Consider the following 17,462-nt stretch of genomic DNA (forward strand, 5'->3'; position numbering starts at 1 on the left):
TGTTTCAGTGCGTTGCAGAGGAGGAGGCGCGGCTACCGATTGCTCTGTAGCCGCCCCACTTCGGCCGTGCTGGCACCGGAAAAACGCCTCAGTCTCCCTACCCTGACCGTTCCTCGTTTCTTTGTCTATAGTGAAAAAGAAACGACCTGAGGGGGTCATGTGGGAAGGCCCAGCCTGGCCGGCCAGCGGCGGGCAGAGATCTTGAAGGCCGCCGCTCAGTCGGTGGCCACATACGGTCTGGCGGCGACCACGCTGGAGCGGATCGCGGCCGTGGCCGGGATGAGTCGTTCACATATCCGGCACTACGTGGGCAACCGCGACCAGCTCATCGACGCCCTGTGGGAACACATCATGACGCCGTACTTCACCTCCATGCACGAGGTCCTGGCGGATCGGGAACCCGGTACGGCGTTGCCCGCGCTGGTGGACTTCCTCTTCGGGCCACAGATGGCCCGCGGCGAGGACGATGCCGTGATCGAGGCGCTGATCAGCGGCTCGATGACGGACGTTCGGCTGCGGGGCCGCATCTATGACAGTTACAGCCGCCTGGAACGCGAGATCGCCAAGGTCGTCCGCGACTCCGTTCCCGGCTACGGCTCGGCCGAGAGCCTGCAACTCGCCTATGCCCTCATCTGTATGGCATTCGGGCACTCGTCCCTGACCGGCTTGCCGTTTCCGGCCTCTCGGCAAGCGGGCATGAGGAACCTGGCGCTGGGGATGGTCCTGTCGCTCGAACTCGAGTCGCGCCCCGCGGTCCGACGAGACGGCAACGGAACTGGTGCTGATAAGGGCTCCTGAGGTCGTCGGGTGTTCACGGCCGGGTTCTTCAACTGCCGCACGTGCGCGGAGGGTTGAGCGCGTTCGGGGAGCGGCAGAACTAGGGCGTGTTTCGAAAGTCCCGTCTGGCCCGCGACGCCTGGCACGGCACTCCCCCAGCCTTCGGCCGGGAGGTGCCCCCACGCCGCGTTGTCGGGATCGTCCGCGTACGTCCAGTACGCGGACGACCCTCCGCCTTGCGATGCACCGCACCAGACACCGCGGGCCCCGCCCTCCGGGCGGACGACGCTACTTTCGGAACACGCCCCAGGGACGGTCCATGAGCAGGGGTAACTGCTCCATGGGGATGTCTTGCGGCGTGTTCCGACGAGTCTGCAAGGGTGCGACCGCGAACGCGACCGGATGTTCCGTCAGGCGGGACGCCCGTCGCGCGCTCAAGAGGCGAAACCCGGACCGAGGCGGGCGAGCAGCCGCAGCCACGCAGAGCTGCGAGCGGTCTCGGCCAGGGCCCGGCTCCGGTTTCGGAGCGGACACCGCATGGGGACCGGTGGCCACCGTGAGCACACCGGCTGAACGAGCCTTCGGGAAACGAAGGGTGTTCGATGGACGCATGTCTCCTGTCGGCCTCCTCAAGGAGACATGGTGCTTCGGTGTGGCGAGGGGCGCGATGTGCTGGTGCATGGGACGTCCTTTCGGCAGAAGGGGCCCGTGCCAGGACGCCTCCTCGGCGGACGCCTGGCGCGGTCTTCACGCCCCGGGAACCCGGTCCAGATCGGGATCGGTCAGGGCCGCCCAGGACGGCTCCCAGGCCAGCAGGGAGCATTCGGCGGAGCCGAGATCCACGTCGACGACGTACCGGAAGCCTGCGGATTCCGCCGCGGCGATACGCGTGCCATCGGCCGCGGACGTTGCCAGAACAAGGCGCCGACACCTGGGGTCGGCCCTGCCGACCGCATCGGTGAGTGCGGTCAGCAGCTGCGGGAGCGCCTCGTCGGCGCATTCGTCCGCCTGGACCTCGATGTCGTGCCGTCCCACGGGGTAGGCGTCGCGCAGGCGCCCGGCCGCACAGCGCTCCAGGCGGATGCCGGCAGCACGGGTCTCTTTCGCCCCCCGCAGTTCCTGCGCGTGGCGGCCGCGACGCACCGGCGTGGCGTTCCACTGCGCGGGCAGACACACCTCGGGAAGTTCCGGGACCGCAATCATGTCACTGCTCCTCGGCCGCGACCTGCCGGATGGCGGGTTTGTTCAGCTTGCCGGAGCCGTTGCGCGGCACGGCCTCGACGACCTTCAGGCGCCGCGGCAGCTTGTAGCGGGCCAGGTACTGTGCCGCGTGGTCGCGCACGTCGTCCAGGGTGATCCGGACATCTTGTGCCACGGAGATCACCGCGGCCACGGTCTCGCCCCACTGCGGGTCGGGGACGCCCACCACAGCGACGTCCAGGACGCCCGGCATGGTGGCGAGGGCGTGCTCGACCTCGGCGGGGTATACGTTCTCCCCACCGGTGATGATCATGTCTTTGAGGCGGTCGACGACATACAGGTAGCCTTCGTCGTCGAGGTAGCCGATGTCCCCGGAGTGGAACCATCCCTCGTCGTCGTACGCGGCCGCGGTGGCTTCGGCGTTGTCCCAGTAGCCGGCGGCCACGTTCGGTCCGCGGACGACGATCTCGCCCCGGATTCCGGCCTCCACGGGTTCCTTGGTGAGAACATCGACGACGCGCACCTGTGTGTAGGGCATGGGGATGCCTGCCGAGCCGATCTTGTCGAGGGTGCGTTCGACCGGGAGATGTGTGGCGAACGGCGCGGTCTCCGTCAGGCCCCACGCCTGCTGGAGCAGCAGGCCGCGGTCGGCGTACTGCTGGATCAGCGAGGGCGGCACGGGGGCGCCCGCCACCACGACGGCCCGCAGCCGGCTCAGGTCGTTGTCGAAGAAGCCGGGCACCCGGGCCAGCGCGGTGAACATCTGGGCCACGCCGAACATGGAGTTGACCTTCAGTCGGGCCAGGTCGTCGGCGCACTCCTGGGGGGCGAAGGCACGACGGACCACCACGGTGCCACCGCGTGTGAGGGTGCGCAGCGCGAAGCTGTTGAGGGCGCCGATGTGGAAGAGCGGAGCTGCCGCGTAGGTGATGTCACCGCGTCGGGTGTCGAGGTGGAGTTCGACGTTGACCGAGTTCCACCAGGCGTTGCCGTGGGTGAGGACGACGCCCTTGGGCGTTCCGGTGGTGCCGGAGGTGAACATCAGGATGGCGGGGTCGTCGGCGTGTTTGGGCGCGGCCGTGGGAGTCGGCTCGGCGCCGGCGATGAGCGCTGCCCACGGTTCCCAGCCGTCCGACGCCATGGCCGCCGGCACGGTGGGGTCGTCGTCGACCAGCAGGAGGCGGCAAAGGCTGGTCTTGTCCCGTACCCGGTCGATGCTCGCGCGGTGGCCTTCTTCGCAGACGATGACCTGGGAGCCGCTGCTTTCGAGCAGCTGGATGAGTTCCGGGTCGGCAAGGCGGAAGTTCACCGGGACGAACAGCGCGCCGATGCGGAAGGCGGCGAGCATGGTGACGAAGAAGGCGGTGCTGTTCAGTCCGAGGTAGGCGACGCGGTCCCCGTCGCGGGTGCCGCCGGCGGTGAGCACAGTGGCCAGTCGGGCGGCCTTGTCGTCTAGCTCACGGAAGGTGAGGTCGCCGCCCGGGTAGTCGAGGACGACGGCGTCCCCGTGATACCGGGCGTTGCGGGCGACGGCCGTGGCGGGGTTCAGGTCGGCCTTGAGGCCGGAGTTGTGCGGGTGGGGCGTGGTCACGGTGGGCTCCTCGTCGAGCTCAGAGGTGGTCGCCGCCTGCGGCGGTGGCAAAACCACGGACGCCGATCCCGCCGTCGACGGATATCGCCTGGCCTGTGATGGGGCCGCTTTGTTCGCGCGCGGCCAAAAGGACGTACGGCCCCGTGAAGTCGCGTGGGTCGGTGCTGGAGTCGTGCAGGGGAATGGGGGGCGGCGGGGCGTCCGGGCTCTTCTTCGCGAAGGAGGCCGACAGAGAACGCTCGTTGAGGTCGAGGGCTTGCGGGCCGCGCAGGTCAGTGTTCATACCGCCGCAGGCGACTCCGTTGACGCGGACCTTGGGGGCGAGTTCGTAGGCAAGTTCCCGCATCAGGCCGAGGCAGGCATGCTTGCTGGCAGTGTAGAGGGGGCCGCCGCCATTCACGTAGAAGGAGGCGTTGGAAAGGGTCATGACGATGCTGCCGCGTGTCCTGACCAGTTCCGGCCAGGCGGCTTCCGCCGCCAGCAGGTATCCCTTGACGTTGATGGAGAAAACCTCGTCGAAGGCCGTGTCGAGTTCCCGCGCCGTCAGGCGGGTCAGCTGGCGCTGGTAGTCCCACACGCCCGCGTTGGCAACGAGGGTGTCGAGCTTGCCGAAGCGTTCCACGGTGGCGGTGACGGCGGCGTGCAGCGCCTCGGGGTCACGCACGTCGGCGGCGACGGTGTGGAAGCGCTCGGGCGCCTGGGAGGTCTCGGCGACCTCGTCGAGGCGGGACTTGTCCCGGCCGATGATCGTCACGGACGCACCTTCCGCCACGAAGCGCTGGGCGACCGCGCGGCCGATGCCGGAGCCGCCTCCGGTGATCAGCGCGCTGTATCCCTCCAGCCAGCCGCGGTTCATGACACCTCCTCGGCGAGGAAGCCGGTGACGAGCTGCTCGAACTCGCGGCGCCGTTCCAGTTGCACCCAGTGGCCGCAGCGGCCGAAGACGTGCAGCTGGACGTCGCTGATCTGCTTGAGCATCAGCTGGGCGCCGTCGAGGGTGATGGTGCGGTCGTCACGCCCCCACAGCAGCAGGGTCGGGGCCTTGATCTTGTGCAGGTCGCGCCAGAGGGGGTCCATGCCGCCGCGCCTGGCGAAGGCGGCGTTGTAGAGGTGGTAGAAGGCGATGTGGCTCTCGTCGAGGGAGGCCTCGTAGCGGGCCTTGACGACGTCGGAGCCGAACTGCTTGTGGTCGAAGACCATGGTGCGGATGAATGCGCCCATCTTCTTCTCGCTGGGGCCGCTGCCGTTGTAGTAGCGGAACATCTCCTTCTGTCCCTCGGTGGGGGTGGGGCCGAAGGGCAGCCAGCCGCCGCCGGGGGCCATCAGGATCAGGCGGGTCACCCGGTCGGCGCGCTGCTGGGCCATGGCGATGGCGGCGGCTCCGCCGAGGCTGTTGCCCAGCAGATGGAAAGTGCCGACGCCGAGCGAGTCCAGGGCCTGGAAGAGGGCGTCGGCGGTGATCTGGGTGATCGAACCCTTCTCGAGGTCCTGCTCCGTGGGGCGGTAGCTGTCGCCGAATCCGGGTTGGTCCGGCAGCAGGACACGGAAACGCCGCGCGAACTCCGGCAGGTTCTGGTGGTAGTTGCTGGCGCCTGAGGCGCCGGGGCCGCCGCCGTGCAGCATGACGAGCACCGGCCCCTGGCCGGTCTCGGCGACGGCGATCTCGCCGAGCGAGGTGGCCACACGGTGGTGCTTGAGTTCGAGGTCGGTCACAACGGGTTCCCCTCGGGAAGAAGGCGGCGGACTAGAAGAAGGTGGAGATGTTCTTCGCCTGAAGGACGTTCTGGTCGAGGAGGACGGTGCGGCGAGCCACGCGCAGTCCGTTCGGTGTGCGGCGCAGGATGTCGGTGCGGCCGCCGGCGAGGACGTTCTCCTCGCGTTCCAACCGGTTGCGGTAGACCAGGAAGGCGGAACTCGCCAGGAGATCGTCCTCGGTGAAGTCCGCGTTCTCCTCCGGGTCGATGTGCCGGACGAGGACGTTGGTCACCAGGTGCCGGGTGCGTGACGGCGGGTCCTCGGCCCAGGCCATGCCGGAGTCGAAACGGCGGATGCGCCAGGCCAGGCTCTCCTTGGTCTCGTCGTAGAAGGCGGCCTCACCCCGGGCGGCGACGGACAACGACTGCTGGCGGCGCAGCCGGTTGGTGCGCGTCGGCATCCAGTAGTCCAGGTCCTCGGCCAGTAGTTCGAGCCAGTCGGTGAAGCGGCCGGCGTCGAGGAGATCGGCCTCCTCGTAGTAGAACTGCTCGACCTCGAAGTGGGTGTCGCGGTCGGCCCGCGCTCCCGCACGGGAGGGGGCCGGTTCGGTGCTGGTGCTCACGGTGTCATTCGATCCCTTCTGCGCATGCGGTCGGTAAGGGGCGTTCCGTTCTGCGACACATCAGCCCCGCAGGAGAGTGCGAAGGCTGACGGACGGGTCGGTCAGCCGACCCGGATCGGCCGGGATCCGGCGGTCGATCATCCGGCGGGCCGCGCGTACGGCGGCGGAGTCGTCGACGGCGGCTGCGGCGACCACGAGACCGTCCCGCATTCCGAACACGGCGAAGGACGGGTCGCCGAAGGAACCGCGGACGACGGTGTCGGACGCGCGGGCCATGTGTCCCACGCCCTCGATGTGCCGCTCGTGCCGGTCGGTCCAGAACCAGGAGGCCGTCGCAGCCGGCCGTGATGTCCCGAGGATGGTCGCCGCCGCCCGGGCGCCGTCCGTCTGCGCCGCCTCCCAGTGCTCGGCACAGGGCAGGAGCACACCCTCGTCATCCCGGGCCCTCGCGGAATCCCCCACGGCAAGGACGGCCGGGTTCGACGTCACCTGGCCGAAGTCCACGACGATACCTCGGTCGACTTTCAGTCCGGCCTGCTCGGCGAGACCCGTGTGCGGCACCATGCCGACACCCAGCAGTACCGCGTCGTAGGTATGTGCCGGGCTGCCGTCGGCCAGCCGGGCTTCGATGCCGGCGTCACCGAGGTCGGTGAAGGACTCCACGAGTGTCTGGCGGGTCGTGATGCCGTTGCAGGCGTGCAGGCCGTGCACCCACTCGGCGAGTTCGGGTCCCAGGACAGCGGTGAGCGGTACGGCCACCGGGTCGAGCAGAGTGACCTCACAGCCCAGACGTACGGCAGTGGAGGCGCTCTCCGCCCCGATGAGTCCGGCGCCCACGACCAGGATCCGGGCGCCGGGCATCAGGGCGGTGCGCAGCCGGTCGGCGTCATCGGCGGTGCGCAGGACGTGCACGCGCGGACTGCGCGCGCCGGGAACCGGCGGGCGGGCGGCGCCCGCTCCGGTGGCCAGCACGACGCGGTCGGCGCTGAGCAGGGCGCCGTCGGACAGTTCCAGTTTGGCCTCGCCAGGGCGCAACGCGGTGACGGTAGCGCGGTTGACCAGGCGCACGTGCTGGTCGTCGTACCAGGACGGCGGCTGTAGGGCGATCTGCTCCAGGGACCTGGTGCCGGCGAGGAAGTCCTTTGACAGCGGCGGCCTGTCGTAGGGGAACTCACCGGCGTCGACGAGGGTGACCTCACCGTCGAACCCCTGGGAGCGCAGAGCGGCGGCGGTGCTCACCCCCGCGATACCGCCGCCCACGATCACCACGCTCCTGCTCACGGAGCTTCCCCGGGGAAGAGGTAGATCTCGCCGTCGCGCACCTCGACGCGGTGCGGGCACACGTTCTTGGTCGCCGGCAACCCCTGCACCTCGCCGCTCTTGAGGCAGAACTTGCTGGAGTGCAGGGGGCACTCCACGAAGCCGTCCTCCACCCAGCCCTCGGCCAGCGAGGCGGTCTCGTGGCTACAGGTGTCGTTCAGCGCGTACACGGTGTCGTCGATGTCGCGCAGCAGGGCGATGTTGTCGTCGGTGCCCGTGACGGCCTTGTCGACGGCGATGCCCTCGCCCTGCGGGATCTCGTCCAGGGACGCGACGCGGATGCCGTCGCTCATGCTTGCTCCTCGTGCCATGCGCGGGTGTTCATCAGCTCGCGCCAGCGCCCGTAGAACGCCCGGCCTGCGGCGTCGCTGTACAGTTCGCTGGTGGTTCCCGGGTAACGGCCGTCGTTACGCTCCGAGCCCAGGCCCATCTGGTAGTTCAGGGCGATCCCGTTGGTGATGAAGCCGTGCGAGATGGCCTGCACCTCGCTCCAGTTCTCGCCGTCGTCCTGCTCGAAGATCCCGCTGGGCCCGAAGGTGCGCAGGTTGTAGAGGCGCTGGGCCTCGCGGACCTCCTCGGGCATCGACTTGTCGACGATCGTCCACGCCCACACCTCCATGCGGTCCGGGCCCTTGGGGTGCCAGACGCGCAGGGAGCCGTTGACGGGGAGGTAGGAGAAGTTCGGGAAGACGGTGGCGTGCCCGTTGGTCAGCGGGCCCTCAACCCGCGCCTCGCCCAGGCGCTCGCGCAGGGCGTCGTAGTCCGTCCACCTGTGCACGGTCTGGGCGTCGAACCGGTTCTTGGGGTGGACCGGGAAGCCCGCACCGTTGCCGTTCGCATCGGAGTACTGGCGGCCGGTGCGGTGCACGACTGCGTCCTTGGGCTTCTTGGCGGACGGCGAGAGCGCCATGAGGGCCGAGGCGTGGCTCATGTTCACGTGGTACCAGTCGGTGGCGAACTGCTCGGCCGCCAGCTTCCAGTTGCCCTCCAGCACCCACTTGTGGACGCCGCCCACCACCACCGTGCCCTGTTCGTCATGGTCGAGCATGGCGTCCATGTACCAGGCCATGTCGCCCAGCGACTCACGCAGCGGGACCGGGTCGGGGTTCCAGGTGCCGAAGATCAGCCCGTGGTAGCTCTCCACGTGCGCCACCTCGACCAGGCCCCACCGCCCCTCGTCGAAGTCGCCGGGGTAGCCGTCCCTGTTCGGCACGCTCACCAGGGAACCATCGAGACTGAAGGACCAGCCGTGATAGGTGCACGTGAAGTTGCGGGTGGTGCCGAAGTCCGCACGGCACACCCGAGCGCCCCGGTGCCGGCAGGAGTTCAGGTAGGCGCGGACGCGCCGGTCACGGTCGAGGGCGACGATGACCGGGTCCTCACCCATGTACGTGGTGAAGAAGTCGCCCGGCTTGTGGAACTGATCCGTGTGGGCCAGGAACAGCCAGCTGGGTGCGAAGACGCGGCGCAGCTCCTGCTGGTACAGCTCCTGGTCGGTGAAAATGACGCGATCCAGCAGTCCGCCCTCGGTGTCGACGAGCCCGGAGACGTCGATGGTGTGTGTCAGGTCTGCCGGGCGCCGCAGGGCCCCGCCCGGGGCCGCAGTGGCCGCGCCCCGGGGTTCGATCGTCGAGGTCATACCCCCACGCAACAGCAGTAGGTCAGGCCGCTTCCAGCCGTCGTTCCGCAGAGCGGCACACGCGCTGTCGGCGAGGTGTGCGGCCGAGCGAGCGTGAATCCATGCTTGCTGCAACCGCCGTCTCCCAGAGCGCGAGCGACCCGCTGGCCGGGCTTGTGCTCGGGGACGTTCCCAAGCCCGAGCCGAGGCCCGGCTGGTCCCTGGTCCGTGTCGTCGCCTCGTCGCTGAACATGCACGATGTGTGGACGCTGCGCGGTGTGGGCCACCCTGCCGAGCGGCTGCCCATCATCCTCGGCTGCGACGCCGCCGGTTACGACGAGAACGGCAACGAAGTCCTCGTCCACCCCGTGATCGCCGACCCGAACGCGGGTCGGGGCGACGAGACCCTCGACCCGGGCCGCGCCCTGCTGTCCGAGCAGCACGACGGCGCCTTCGCCGAGTACCTCTCGGTGCCCACCCGCAACCTGATCCCGAAGCCGTCCTGGCTGTCGTTCGACGAGGCCGCCTGTCTTCCGGTCGCCTGGGGCACCGCCTACCGGATGCTGTTCACCCAGGCCGGAGTCCGGGCCGGTGACCGTGTTCTGGTGCAGGGTGCGGGCGGGGGTGTCGCCTCGGCCGCGATCAAACTCTGTGTCGCCGCGGGAGCCGTGGTGTACGCCACAAGTCGCAGCCCGGACAAGTGCGAAGAGGCTCTGTCCTGGGGGGCACGGGCCGCCGTGGCGACTGGAGAACGGCTGCCGGAGCGCGTGGACGTGGTGATCGAGACGGTCGGCGAGGCCACCTGGTCGCACTCGCTGAAGTCGCTCCGCCCGGGCGGCACGATCGTGATCGCGGGCGCCACCTCCGGCACCAACCCGCCCGCCGACCTCGGCCGGGTCTTCTACCTCCAGCAGCGCATCCTCGGCTCCACGGGCTGCACCCGCAGCGAACTGGTGTCCCTGCTGAAGCTGATGGACGCCACCGGCCTGCGCCCGGTCATCGACCGCACACTGCCGCTCACGGAGATCCACAAGGGGATCCAGCTGATGCTCGACGGGCGGCTGACCGGGAAACTCATCATCCGCCCGACCGACTCCCCCCGGTGAGGAGCACCGCCATGACCGCCGCAGCAGTCGGCCTCTCCCACTCCCCGCTGATCGGTGCCAACGACCCCGCGCCGGACGTGGTCGCGGCTGTCGACACGGCCGTGGACGAGGCCCGTTCCTTCGTCCATGACTTCGACCCGGAGCTGGTCGTCCTGTACGCCCCGGACCACTACAACGGCTTCTTCTACAAGGAGATGCCCCCCTTCTGCCTGGCCACCGAGGCGCATGCCGTCGGCGACTTCGGGTCCGCCGCCGGGCCACTGTCCGTCGACACCGAGGCGGCGCGGACACTGGCACGAGGGGTACTCGACCGCGGTGTCGACCTGACCCTCTCCGCCCGGATGACCGTCGACCACGGGTTCGTGCAGCCGCTGGAAGTGCTGTTCGGAGGCATCGACAAGATCCCGGTGGTGCCGGTCTTCGTCAACGGGGTAGCCACCCCGCTCGGCCCGGTCAGGCGGGTCCGGGCCCTGGGCACCGCGATCGGCGAGGCCGCAGCGGATCTGGACCGGCGGGTGCTGTTCCTGGCGTCCGGTGGCCTCTCCCACGACCCCCCGGTCCCGGTGCTGGAGGGAGCGCCGCCCCGCGTCGCCGACGCCCTCATCGAGGGCCGTCCACCCACGCCCGAGCAGCGGGCCAGGGGCGAACAGCGCGTCATCCAGGCCGGCCGTGACTACGCCGCCGGGTCGAGTTCGGTGATCCCGATCAACCCCGAGTGGGACAACCTGGTCCTCGACACCCTGGCGGAGTTCAAGCCGGCCGATGTCGACGCGTGGAGCACCGAGTGGATGGGTGCCGAGGGAGGCGGATCCGCCCACGAGGTCCGCACCTGGATCGCCGCCTTCGCGTCTCTCGCCGCCGTCGGCGACTACCGCTTCGCCTCCCGCTTCTACCGGCCCATCCCGGAGTGGATTGCCGGATTCGCCGTGGTGACGGCGCAGCTGAAGGGGGCCCGATGACACAGAACGAGCACGGTCAGCGATCGTAGAGGCGCGAGCCTCAACTACGGGCCCGGCTGCCATACGGACTGCGAGTGGATCGAAGCCGCCGCGTCCGTGCTGCAGAACGCCACCCTCACCTCGTTGCTGCTCCCGGGCACATCGTCGGCGCGCGCGAGCTGGGAAAGGACGTCTGCGGTTCTCTGATGCGCAGTCATATGGCCGACGCCCCGCAACTGGCGAAGCCGGCCAAGCTCATGGAGTCCTACGGCGCGCAATGCGTCTACGTCACCGACCCCGGCGGCCGACTGACCATGGACGGAGTCCGCAAGCGGGTGCGTACCCACCGGGACGTGCTCGTCGCCGGGACACAGATCGACATCCACGCTCACCAGAACCTGTCGCCGGCCGTGGCGATTTCGGTCGACCGGGAAACCCTCGCCCTCGGCTACGCGGGCGTCTCCTCCCGCTTGCTCCGCCACGCCGAAGCCGCATCGGGACAGTACGGCGTCGACGCCCGGAGCATTCTCCTTGAGGTTGGCCGCCGCAGGCTGGTCGGCGGACAGAGGACATGATCGTCGACATTGCTCTCGGCCTGCTGGGAGTGGCTTCGGCAGCGTGAGGGACGGCGTGAGCAGCGGCCACCTACGTGGCCGCCCCTCATCGCCGGCCCATGTGTTCTGCGTCCCGGCCAGGCCCGGGACCAGGGCAAGAGGGTTGGGCCTCGACGCGGCACGAGCTCTGCCGCCGCCCCGCCCGCATCGGCCAGGCTCGGGACGCCTCGGCGGCGACCCGTCGGACCTCCGCGCTGAGTCGCCGAGTGTCGGTGCGGCCCGTTTGTCCTGCTATCGACAGGGCAGCCACGGGCAGACCGCCTCGATCCTGCACCGGCGCGGCCACGCAGACCAAGCCGGGCTGGTACTCCTCGTCGTCGAATGCGACACCGGTACAACGGATCCTGTCCAGTTCTGCGGCCAGTTCGTCCGGTGTTGAGATGGTGTGTGGCGTGAAGCGGGCCAAGGTCTCGGTCGCGACCTGTTCGGCGGCCCGGGAGTCATAGGCCAGGAGAACCTTTCCGACCGCCGTGGCGTGGGCGGGAAGGCGGCCGCCGATCCGCGAGGGTACCGGGGCGCTGCGGTGGCCGTAGAGCTTGGCCAGGTAGACGACGTGCGCGTCATGGAGCACGGACAGGTGAACGGTCTCGCGGGTCGCCTCGTACAGATCGGCCAGGTAGGGCAGCAACAGGTCGCGGACCGCCTCGGATCCTGGTGCATACACCGCACGGCCGAGGTGATGCAGGCGCTCCCCGAGCCGGTAGTCGGTCCCGATGCGCTCCACGACGCCATTGCGCTCCAGCATGCCCAGGACGCGATGCGCGGTGGACTTGCTCAGTTGGGCGCGGCGGGCCAGTTCGCTGACGCCCACGCCGGAGCTGGTGCGCTCGCCCAGGGCGATGAGAAGGCTGATGGCCTTGTCGACGGCTGCTCGGTCGTCACGCGGGAGGGCGGCGAGAGGGGCAGTCATCCTTTTCACCTCGGCTTCAGACAATGACGTCACTTTTAATGCGCGCTTCGCCAAGTTTTATGTGACAAGCATGCGGATCTTCCAGATGTTCGTCAACAATGACGGGATGGCTATTAAAAGTGACACCCTCGCTCACGAGAACGATCTTGTGGCCCGCAACGTGCGACGTTTCCGGCTGGAGCGGGCCATGTCGCTCGGGGACCTGGCTCGGCGCTCCGGCCTGTCCAAGCAGACACTGTCGAAGATCGAGCAGGGATTGGGCAACCCTACGGTGGAGACCCTGTCTCTGCTCGGTGCCGCCCTGGACGTACCCGCGCGGCGGCTGCTGACCGAGTGGGGGACACCCGTGTACGTGCAGCGCCAGAGCGAGGGTGAGTGGCGGCAGGCGTCGAACTGGAGCGAACGGGTGCTCGACGAGATCTACGGCTCCGGATACGTCCGCACACTCGTCTTGCGTCTGGAGCGCGGCGACAAGGACCCGCAGCCGGTTCATCCGCACGCAGCGGGAACGTTGCACCATCTGTACGTCATTACAGGAAAGCTGCGCACAGGCCCGCTCAGCGAAACGGTCGAGCTGGCCGCCGGTGACTTCGCACGCTTCCCCGGCGATGTCCCGCACCGACTTGTCTGCCTGAGCGAACGGGTGGTCGCCCACATGGTCACCACAGTTCCCCAAGTACGCCAGTTCGGCCCCACCATGGTGAAGAGCACTCCGGCGTCAGGCCGGGGGTGAGACCGTTCGTCCAGCGGACACCATCGCACCAACTCTGCTCTTTCTGGCGCATCACACCAGGCCGGTCCACGGCCGGCCTCAGCTTGTTGCCGGTGCCACGGCACCCACAACCGTCTCGGTGTGGTGGCGAAGGCGTTTCTCCGATATGAGGGAGCGTTGTTCGGGACCGGTTGTTGGCTTGTCGACTCGGGCGGTCTCGGCGCCGGAGCCTTCGACCGGCGCCCGGCCGAAGGCCGCCACCGCGTCATCGACAGGTCCGTACAGTGCTCGGTCGCGGCCTTCGGTGGCGAGTTCCTAAGGGTACTCGGGACGCAGGACGTGGTCCTCGTGGGCCTCCAGTTCCTCGCAGGATTCGCGTTCCGCCTCGACGAGTTCGGCGAAGGACGCATGCCGCTCGCTCAGCCCCCGGCGCCGCCCGTCCCAGCGGTACGCGGCCCACTCGCCGTCCTGTGCGACGTCCCCGGAGTCGAGCAGCCAGTTCTCGGCATCGCCTTCGGCCGAGATGAGCAGGAGGCGGCCCCAGAAGCCGCCGTTCCCTGGGTACTCGGTGTCCCTGATGAGGTCCCACAGGCCGGGATCCTTTTCGTGGAGCCAGCCGACGGTGCTGGTCGTACCCATCTCGTACTCGAACGTACTGATGGTCAGCCAGCCGTCCGCGGCGCTCAGGAATGCGCGGTAGCTCGGCGGAAGCCGGGTGCCGAGCCGCTCCTCAAGTGCCGCGAGCCGTTCCTCGTCCCCGCCTTGCGCCGCCTCCTCGGCCAGGAAGGACCGCCACTGCTCGACGGTCCGCAGCGGCAGCGCGGCTGTCCCGGGCCGCGGGGGAGCCTCCGCCGGCGCGCCGCGGTACCCGATCGGGCCTTCGCCGACCCGCTGGTAGTAGCCGGCGAAACCGTCGGCGGGCGCCACGGGAACGGATCGGAAGAACCGGACCTGGGAGAGCTCGAAAACCGGTCGCACGTTGGGTGCCTCCTACAGCCGGCGAAAGCGTGTGCGGCCGGGAGGCTATCAGCCGGCCCGGTCCGCAGTGGCCGAAGCGGCGATGAGGACGTCCGTCACCCCTGGGCAGGACGCGACCGCCGGCACGCACGCCTGTGCGGGGCTCAGGCCCGGCCGGACGAGATCGGCTGCGGTCGGCAGCGCACTGCGCCGGCGGCCAGTCTTGAGCGTCGGGGTGCGGTGTGCCGCCGGCGGTCGGGTGGCTGTCCCCGGCGTGTGCCGTCGGCGGTCGGGCGGCTGCCCCCCGGCGGCCGCGTGGACGATCACGTTCGCGTGTACACGGCTGGGGAGAGAAATGCCTGACCGAACAGCTGGAAGCACCCGCGCACGGCAGCCTCCGTGGACGGACGGGTGTCGTCCGGAGCCCGCGGATGCAGGGGTGTGCGAGGGTGTCATGCCGCCTCGGCCGGTTGGTCCACTTCTCGCAGGTAGAGGCGGGCCTGTTACTTACGCACCGACTGCGGCTCCCATGTGACATAGGCCGGATACAGCCGCCAGGCCAGGAAAGCGACATGACACAGCGAATACTTCTGCCAAGCGCTCTCATTTGCTGCAGCGTATTGGTCGGGTGTACCGACCAGAGTACGGACGGAGCCGCGGGAGCCGGCCCGACTGCGCCCGGTTCTTCGTCACCGACAGAGACCACCCCCGTTCCGGGACCTGCTGACACCGACACCTCGTCCCGCGAAGCGTCTCCGTCCCTCGACGCGGGAACGTCGTCATCAAGCTCCGCCGTACCGGCCATGAGCGGCCGCTGCCATACCTCCGAATTGCGGGCGTCCGTCGGGGCCGACGACCCTGGAGCCGGCCAGTCGAACTTCGCCGTTGTCCTGACCAACGGTTCCCGCCGTACGTGCTCGGTCCGCGGCTTTCCCGGAGTGGCGTTCGTCAACCGCCAGGGCGAGGCAGTCACCCCGGACCCTGAGCGGGCAGGCGGCCAGGAGCAACCGACCGTGACGCTCACTCCCGGAGCCAGTGCCTGGTCGGCACTGACGTATGCCGATCCGGCGATCACCGGTGTCACCACCGTGACACCGGCGGCTCTGCTCATCACTCCGCCCGACGAGACGACCTCGATCTCGGTGCGCTGGACCGGTGGCGAGGTCTCCAACACGGGCAAGGCATCGGTACCTCGGCTAAGCCCTTTCAGATCAGGCGACGGCGCCTGATCCAGATCACGCCCTGCCGCCTACCGTGCCCCGGCCCGCCTTTTCGCCGTCAGCAAGGACACCATCCGCCACACCGCACTCGGCGGTCATCCACCGATCAGCCGCGTGAACAACGCTCCGGGTCGACACACACGTCGGCTGTGCTGAGCGAGGCGGGGTGGTTCGAGCGGTCGGAGGTGTGACCCTCGGGACATTGTCGCGGGACCTCACAGTCACAGCGGATCCGCGTCAGCGTTCTTTCGAGTCGCAGCCACCGGTGTACGTGCGTGGTACACGGGCGCCGATGCGCGTGACGATCTCGTAGGAAATGGTTCCTGCGGCACGTGCCCAGTCCTCGGCGCTGGGCTCGCCGCTGTCTCCGGGGCCGAAGAGCACGATCTCGTCGCCGGCTGCGGCTGTGTCGTCGCCGAGGTCGACGACGAACTGGTCCATGCAGATGGTGCCTGCCACCGTGCGCCGGCGGCCGACGGCGAGGAGCGGACCGGTACTGGAGGCATGCCGGGGTACGCCGTCGGCGTACCCCAACGGGATCAGACCGAGCGTTGTCTCACGGACGGTGCGGTAGCGGTGGCCGTAGGAGACTCCGTGCCCGGCGGGGACGCGCTTGACGGAGACCAGTCGGGCGGTGAGCGTCATCGCCGGCCGCAGCCCCAGGGCCGTCGGTGCGGCCGCCTCCGGCACTGGGCTCAGCCCGAAGAGCGCGAGCCCGGGGCGCACAAGGTCGAAGTGGGTCTGCGGAAGGTTGAGCGTGGCTGCCGAGTTGGCCAGGTGGAGGACTTCAGGGCTCAGCCCCGTCTTGCGCGCCAGCTCGACCGCGTCACGGAAGCGCTCCACCTGCCGGTCGCATTCGGGGTGGCCCGGGGAATCGGCTTGAGCGAGATGGGACCAGATCCCGACGACGCGGACATGCCCGGATGCTTCAGCGCGTGAAGCCGACCCCAGCAGGGCGCGCCAGTGCGCGGGGGAGGCGCCGCCGCGCCCCAGCCCGGTGTCGATCTTCAGGTGCAGCAGACCCGGTCGACCCGCAGCCAGCGCGGCCTGGGTAGCGGCTTCGACCGCCCAGGGGTCTGCGGCCGACAGTTCGATTCCGGCGGCAACGGCGGAAGCCCAGTCGTCGCCGGGGGCCAGCAGCCAGGCGAAAATCCGGCTACTGATGCCTGCCGCGCGTAGTGCCAATGCCTCGTGCATGCGAGCGACGCCGATCCAGGTTGCGCCGCCGGCCAGACCCGCGCGGGCGCAGGGGACCATGCCGTGCCCGTAGCCGTCGGCTTTCACCACGGCCATGACTTCGGCGGAACCTGCCGCTTCATGCAGCCGAGCTGTGTTGGCCCGGATCGCTGCAAGATCGATCCGAGCCTCCGCGAGCGCGGGTTCGTCGTGAGCCTGGGGCGGGCGGCTGTTGACCTCGTGAGGACTGCCGATCTCCACGTCATCGTCCTTCCAGTGAATCCACCGATGTCTGGCGGCGCTACGGGATGGAGCCATGGTGTCGACAGGTGGAACGCGCTGTCATCGTGTGAACGGCACTGTTCTTCGGCGGCCGGGAGTGCGGCTGGCACACCGCGGCAGCGGACATGCCGGCCGCGACCCGGGGCTCTCACCTCTCGCCGACCGCCCCCACACCAGGGCGGTCAGGCGCGGTGGTCCGCCTCGGCGGGTGCGGTGCTCTCCATGGTCCTCGATGGTGACCCGCCCTTCGATGGGCCGTGTCCCCCCGGGTGGTGTAAGCGATCATGCGCCTCGCCCTCCGGAACCTGGCTCGCGAGGATCTCTCCGTTGGGCTCGGCACGCGAAGCGGCCCGGTCAGGCGTCGGGAGCGCCCCGGTCGTTCGAAGTTCCCGCTGTGGCCTGCGAGTTCTGGTCCCTTGATCGGCTACACCACTCGGCGGGACGCCATCCTTCGATGGCGCAGGCGATCGCGTCGGCCACCTCGAAGAGGTCCCCGGCTTCGGCAACTCCTCGGCCCGCCATGGACTTTGCATACCTGTCACGGTCGAGCGCCGCGCGCAGCAGTCATCGCCCGCACCCAGCTCGAACTCGCCGTCCGGTCGGCGACCACCCCATCGCCGACCGGGACTGGAGCTACCTCGGGAGCACACACCTCCGACAGCACAGACGGTCCTACGGCGTCGAGAAGCCGTCGGAGACTGGTCACGGGCCACCATCCTGCCCG

General features: G+C 69.3%; 16 protein-coding genes and 1 pseudogene. 6 read left to right on the top strand and 11 right to left on the bottom strand.

All coding sequences use genetic code 11. The annotated features are described in order from the left end of the window. Positions 1-201: 201 nt before the first annotated feature. Positions 202-798 (top strand): TetR/AcrR family transcriptional regulator, encoded by a 597-nt coding sequence (locus tag ABT245_RS14185; protein WP_351733073.1) that lies wholly within the window; start codon positions 202-204, stop codon positions 796-798. Positions 799-1,524: 726 nt separating this feature from the next. Here ABT245_RS14185 and ABT245_RS14190 read toward each other — a convergent pair. The 8 genes from ABT245_RS14190 to ABT245_RS14225 are packed head-to-tail and all read right to left on the bottom strand — an operon-like array spanning position 1,525 to position 8,844. Next, positions 1,525-1,980: a hypothetical protein gene (locus ABT245_RS14190; protein WP_351733075.1), complete on the bottom strand. Its 456-nt coding sequence runs from the start codon at positions 1,978-1,980 to the stop codon at positions 1,525-1,527. 1 nt (position 1,981) lies between these two features. Further along, entirely contained in the window at positions 1,982-3,568 is a 1,587-nt protein-coding gene (locus ABT245_RS14195) for an acyl-CoA synthetase (protein ID WP_351733077.1), read from the bottom strand. A gap of 19 nt (positions 3,569-3,587) precedes the next feature. Continuing rightward, positions 3,588-4,424 carry a 3-(cis-5,6-dihydroxycyclohexa-1,3-dien-1-yl)propanoate dehydrogenase gene (gene hcaB, locus ABT245_RS14200; RefSeq protein ID WP_351733079.1) on the bottom strand — a complete coding sequence of 279 codons (837 nt, stop codon included), beginning with the start codon at positions 4,422-4,424 and terminating at the stop codon, positions 3,588-3,590. Continuing rightward, positions 4,421-5,281 (bottom strand): alpha/beta fold hydrolase, encoded by an 861-nt coding sequence (locus ABT245_RS14205; RefSeq protein WP_351733082.1) that lies wholly within the window; start codon positions 5,279-5,281, stop codon positions 4,421-4,423. Before ABT245_RS14205 ends, hcaB begins: the two co-directional genes overlap by 4 nt. A 31-nt stretch (positions 5,282-5,312) precedes the next feature. Further along, positions 5,313-5,885 (bottom strand): 3-phenylpropionate/cinnamic acid dioxygenase subunit beta, encoded by a 573-nt coding sequence (locus tag ABT245_RS14210; RefSeq protein WP_351733085.1) that lies wholly within the window; start codon positions 5,883-5,885, stop codon positions 5,313-5,315. 60 nt (positions 5,886-5,945) lie between these two features. Further along, the gene (locus ABT245_RS14215; RefSeq protein ID WP_351733087.1) at positions 5,946-7,166 is read right to left on the bottom strand and encodes an NAD(P)/FAD-dependent oxidoreductase; all 1,221 of its coding nucleotides are present in this window, start codon (positions 7,164-7,166) and stop codon (positions 5,946-5,948) included. Continuing rightward, entirely contained in the window at positions 7,163-7,498 is a 336-nt protein-coding gene (locus ABT245_RS14220; RefSeq protein WP_351733088.1) for a non-heme iron oxygenase ferredoxin subunit, read from the bottom strand. The genes ABT245_RS14215 and ABT245_RS14220 overlap by 4 nt, the downstream gene beginning before the upstream one ends. Then, positions 7,495-8,844, bottom strand: a complete 1,350-nt coding sequence (locus ABT245_RS14225) for an aromatic ring-hydroxylating dioxygenase subunit alpha (RefSeq protein ID WP_351733091.1) — start codon at positions 8,842-8,844, stop codon at positions 7,495-7,497. Before ABT245_RS14225 ends, ABT245_RS14220 begins: the two co-directional genes overlap by 4 nt. A gap of 101 nt (positions 8,845-8,945) precedes the next feature. Between ABT245_RS14225 and ABT245_RS14230 the strand changes: the two genes are divergently transcribed. From ABT245_RS14230 to ABT245_RS14240, 3 genes and pseudogenes are all read left to right on the top strand, one after another. Then, on the top strand, positions 8,946-9,929 hold the full coding sequence (locus tag ABT245_RS14230) for a zinc-binding dehydrogenase (RefSeq protein WP_351733093.1): 984 nt from the start codon (positions 8,946-8,948) through the stop codon (positions 9,927-9,929). Between the two features lie 11 nt (positions 9,930-9,940). Beyond that, positions 9,941-10,888 (top strand): 3-carboxyethylcatechol 2,3-dioxygenase, encoded by a 948-nt coding sequence (locus ABT245_RS14235; protein WP_351733096.1) that lies wholly within the window; start codon positions 9,941-9,943, stop codon positions 10,886-10,888. A gap of 30 nt (positions 10,889-10,918) precedes the next feature. Next, positions 10,919-11,489, top strand: a pseudogene (locus ABT245_RS14240) (4-hydroxy-2-oxovalerate aldolase family protein); the annotation flags it as partial. 38 nt (positions 11,490-11,527) lie between these two features. On the opposite strand, the gene ABT245_RS14245 reads toward ABT245_RS14240, so the two are convergent. Beyond that, positions 11,528-12,391 carry an IclR family transcriptional regulator gene (locus ABT245_RS14245; RefSeq protein WP_351733098.1) on the bottom strand — a complete coding sequence of 288 codons (864 nt, stop codon included), beginning with the start codon at positions 12,389-12,391 and terminating at the stop codon, positions 11,528-11,530. A gap of 70 nt (positions 12,392-12,461) precedes the next feature. On the opposite strand from ABT245_RS14245, the gene ABT245_RS14250 reads away from it, so the two are divergent. Beyond that, the gene (locus ABT245_RS14250; protein WP_351733101.1) at positions 12,462-13,124 is read left to right on the top strand and encodes a helix-turn-helix domain-containing protein; all 663 of its coding nucleotides are present in this window, start codon (positions 12,462-12,464) and stop codon (positions 13,122-13,124) included. A 294-nt stretch (positions 13,125-13,418) separates the two neighbouring features. Here the strand turns inward: ABT245_RS14250 and ABT245_RS14255 are convergent, their stop codons facing one another. Beyond that, a complete protein-coding gene (locus tag ABT245_RS14255) occupies positions 13,419-14,081 on the bottom strand; it encodes an SMI1/KNR4 family protein (protein WP_351733103.1) in 663 nt (220 codons plus the stop codon). A gap of 782 nt (positions 14,082-14,863) precedes the next feature. Between ABT245_RS14255 and ABT245_RS14260 the strand changes: the two genes are divergently transcribed. Next, on the top strand, positions 14,864-15,289 hold the full coding sequence (locus ABT245_RS14260) for a DUF4232 domain-containing protein (RefSeq protein WP_351733106.1): 426 nt from the start codon (positions 14,864-14,866) through the stop codon (positions 15,287-15,289). 228 nt (positions 15,290-15,517) lie between these two features. Here the strand turns inward: ABT245_RS14260 and alr are convergent, their stop codons facing one another. Then, a complete protein-coding gene (gene alr, locus ABT245_RS14265) occupies positions 15,518-16,711 on the bottom strand; it encodes an alanine racemase (protein ID WP_502982123.1) in 1,194 nt (397 codons plus the stop codon). Positions 16,712-17,462 lie beyond the last annotated feature (751 nt).

Origin of the sequence: Streptomyces sp. NPDC001508 (assembly GCF_040298665.1) — a bacterium.
Classification (GTDB): domain Bacteria; phylum Actinomycetota; class Actinomycetes; order Streptomycetales; family Streptomycetaceae; genus Streptomyces.

Bases quoted from the DNA above. Each gene is read 5' to 3' on its own strand.
- ABT245_RS14190 (WP_351733075.1), bottom strand. From the start codon at position 1,980: ATGATTGCGGTCCCGGAACTTCCCGAGGTGTGTCTGCCCGCGCAGTGG.
- hcaB (WP_351733079.1), bottom strand. From the start codon at position 4,424: ATGAACCGCGGCTGGCTGGAGGGATACAGCGCGCTGATCACCGGAGGC.
- ABT245_RS14220 (WP_351733088.1), bottom strand. From the start codon at position 7,498: ATGAGCGACGGCATCCGCGTCGCGTCCCTGGACGAGATCCCGCAGGGC.
- ABT245_RS14225 (WP_351733091.1), bottom strand. From the start codon at position 8,844: ATGACCTCGACGATCGAACCCCGGGGCGCGGCCACTGCGGCCCCGGGC.
- ABT245_RS14230 (WP_351733093.1), top strand. From the start codon at position 8,946: ATGCTTGCTGCAACCGCCGTCTCCCAGAGCGCGAGCGACCCGCTGGCC.
- ABT245_RS14235 (WP_351733096.1), top strand. From the start codon at position 9,941: ATGACCGCCGCAGCAGTCGGCCTCTCCCACTCCCCGCTGATCGGTGCC.
- ABT245_RS14245 (WP_351733098.1), bottom strand. From the start codon at position 12,391: ATGACTGCCCCTCTCGCCGCCCTCCCGCGTGACGACCGAGCAGCCGTC.
- ABT245_RS14250 (WP_351733101.1), top strand. From the start codon at position 12,462: ATGCGGATCTTCCAGATGTTCGTCAACAATGACGGGATGGCTATTAAA.
- ABT245_RS14260 (WP_351733106.1), top strand. From the start codon at position 14,864: ATGAGCGGCCGCTGCCATACCTCCGAATTGCGGGCGTCCGTCGGGGCC.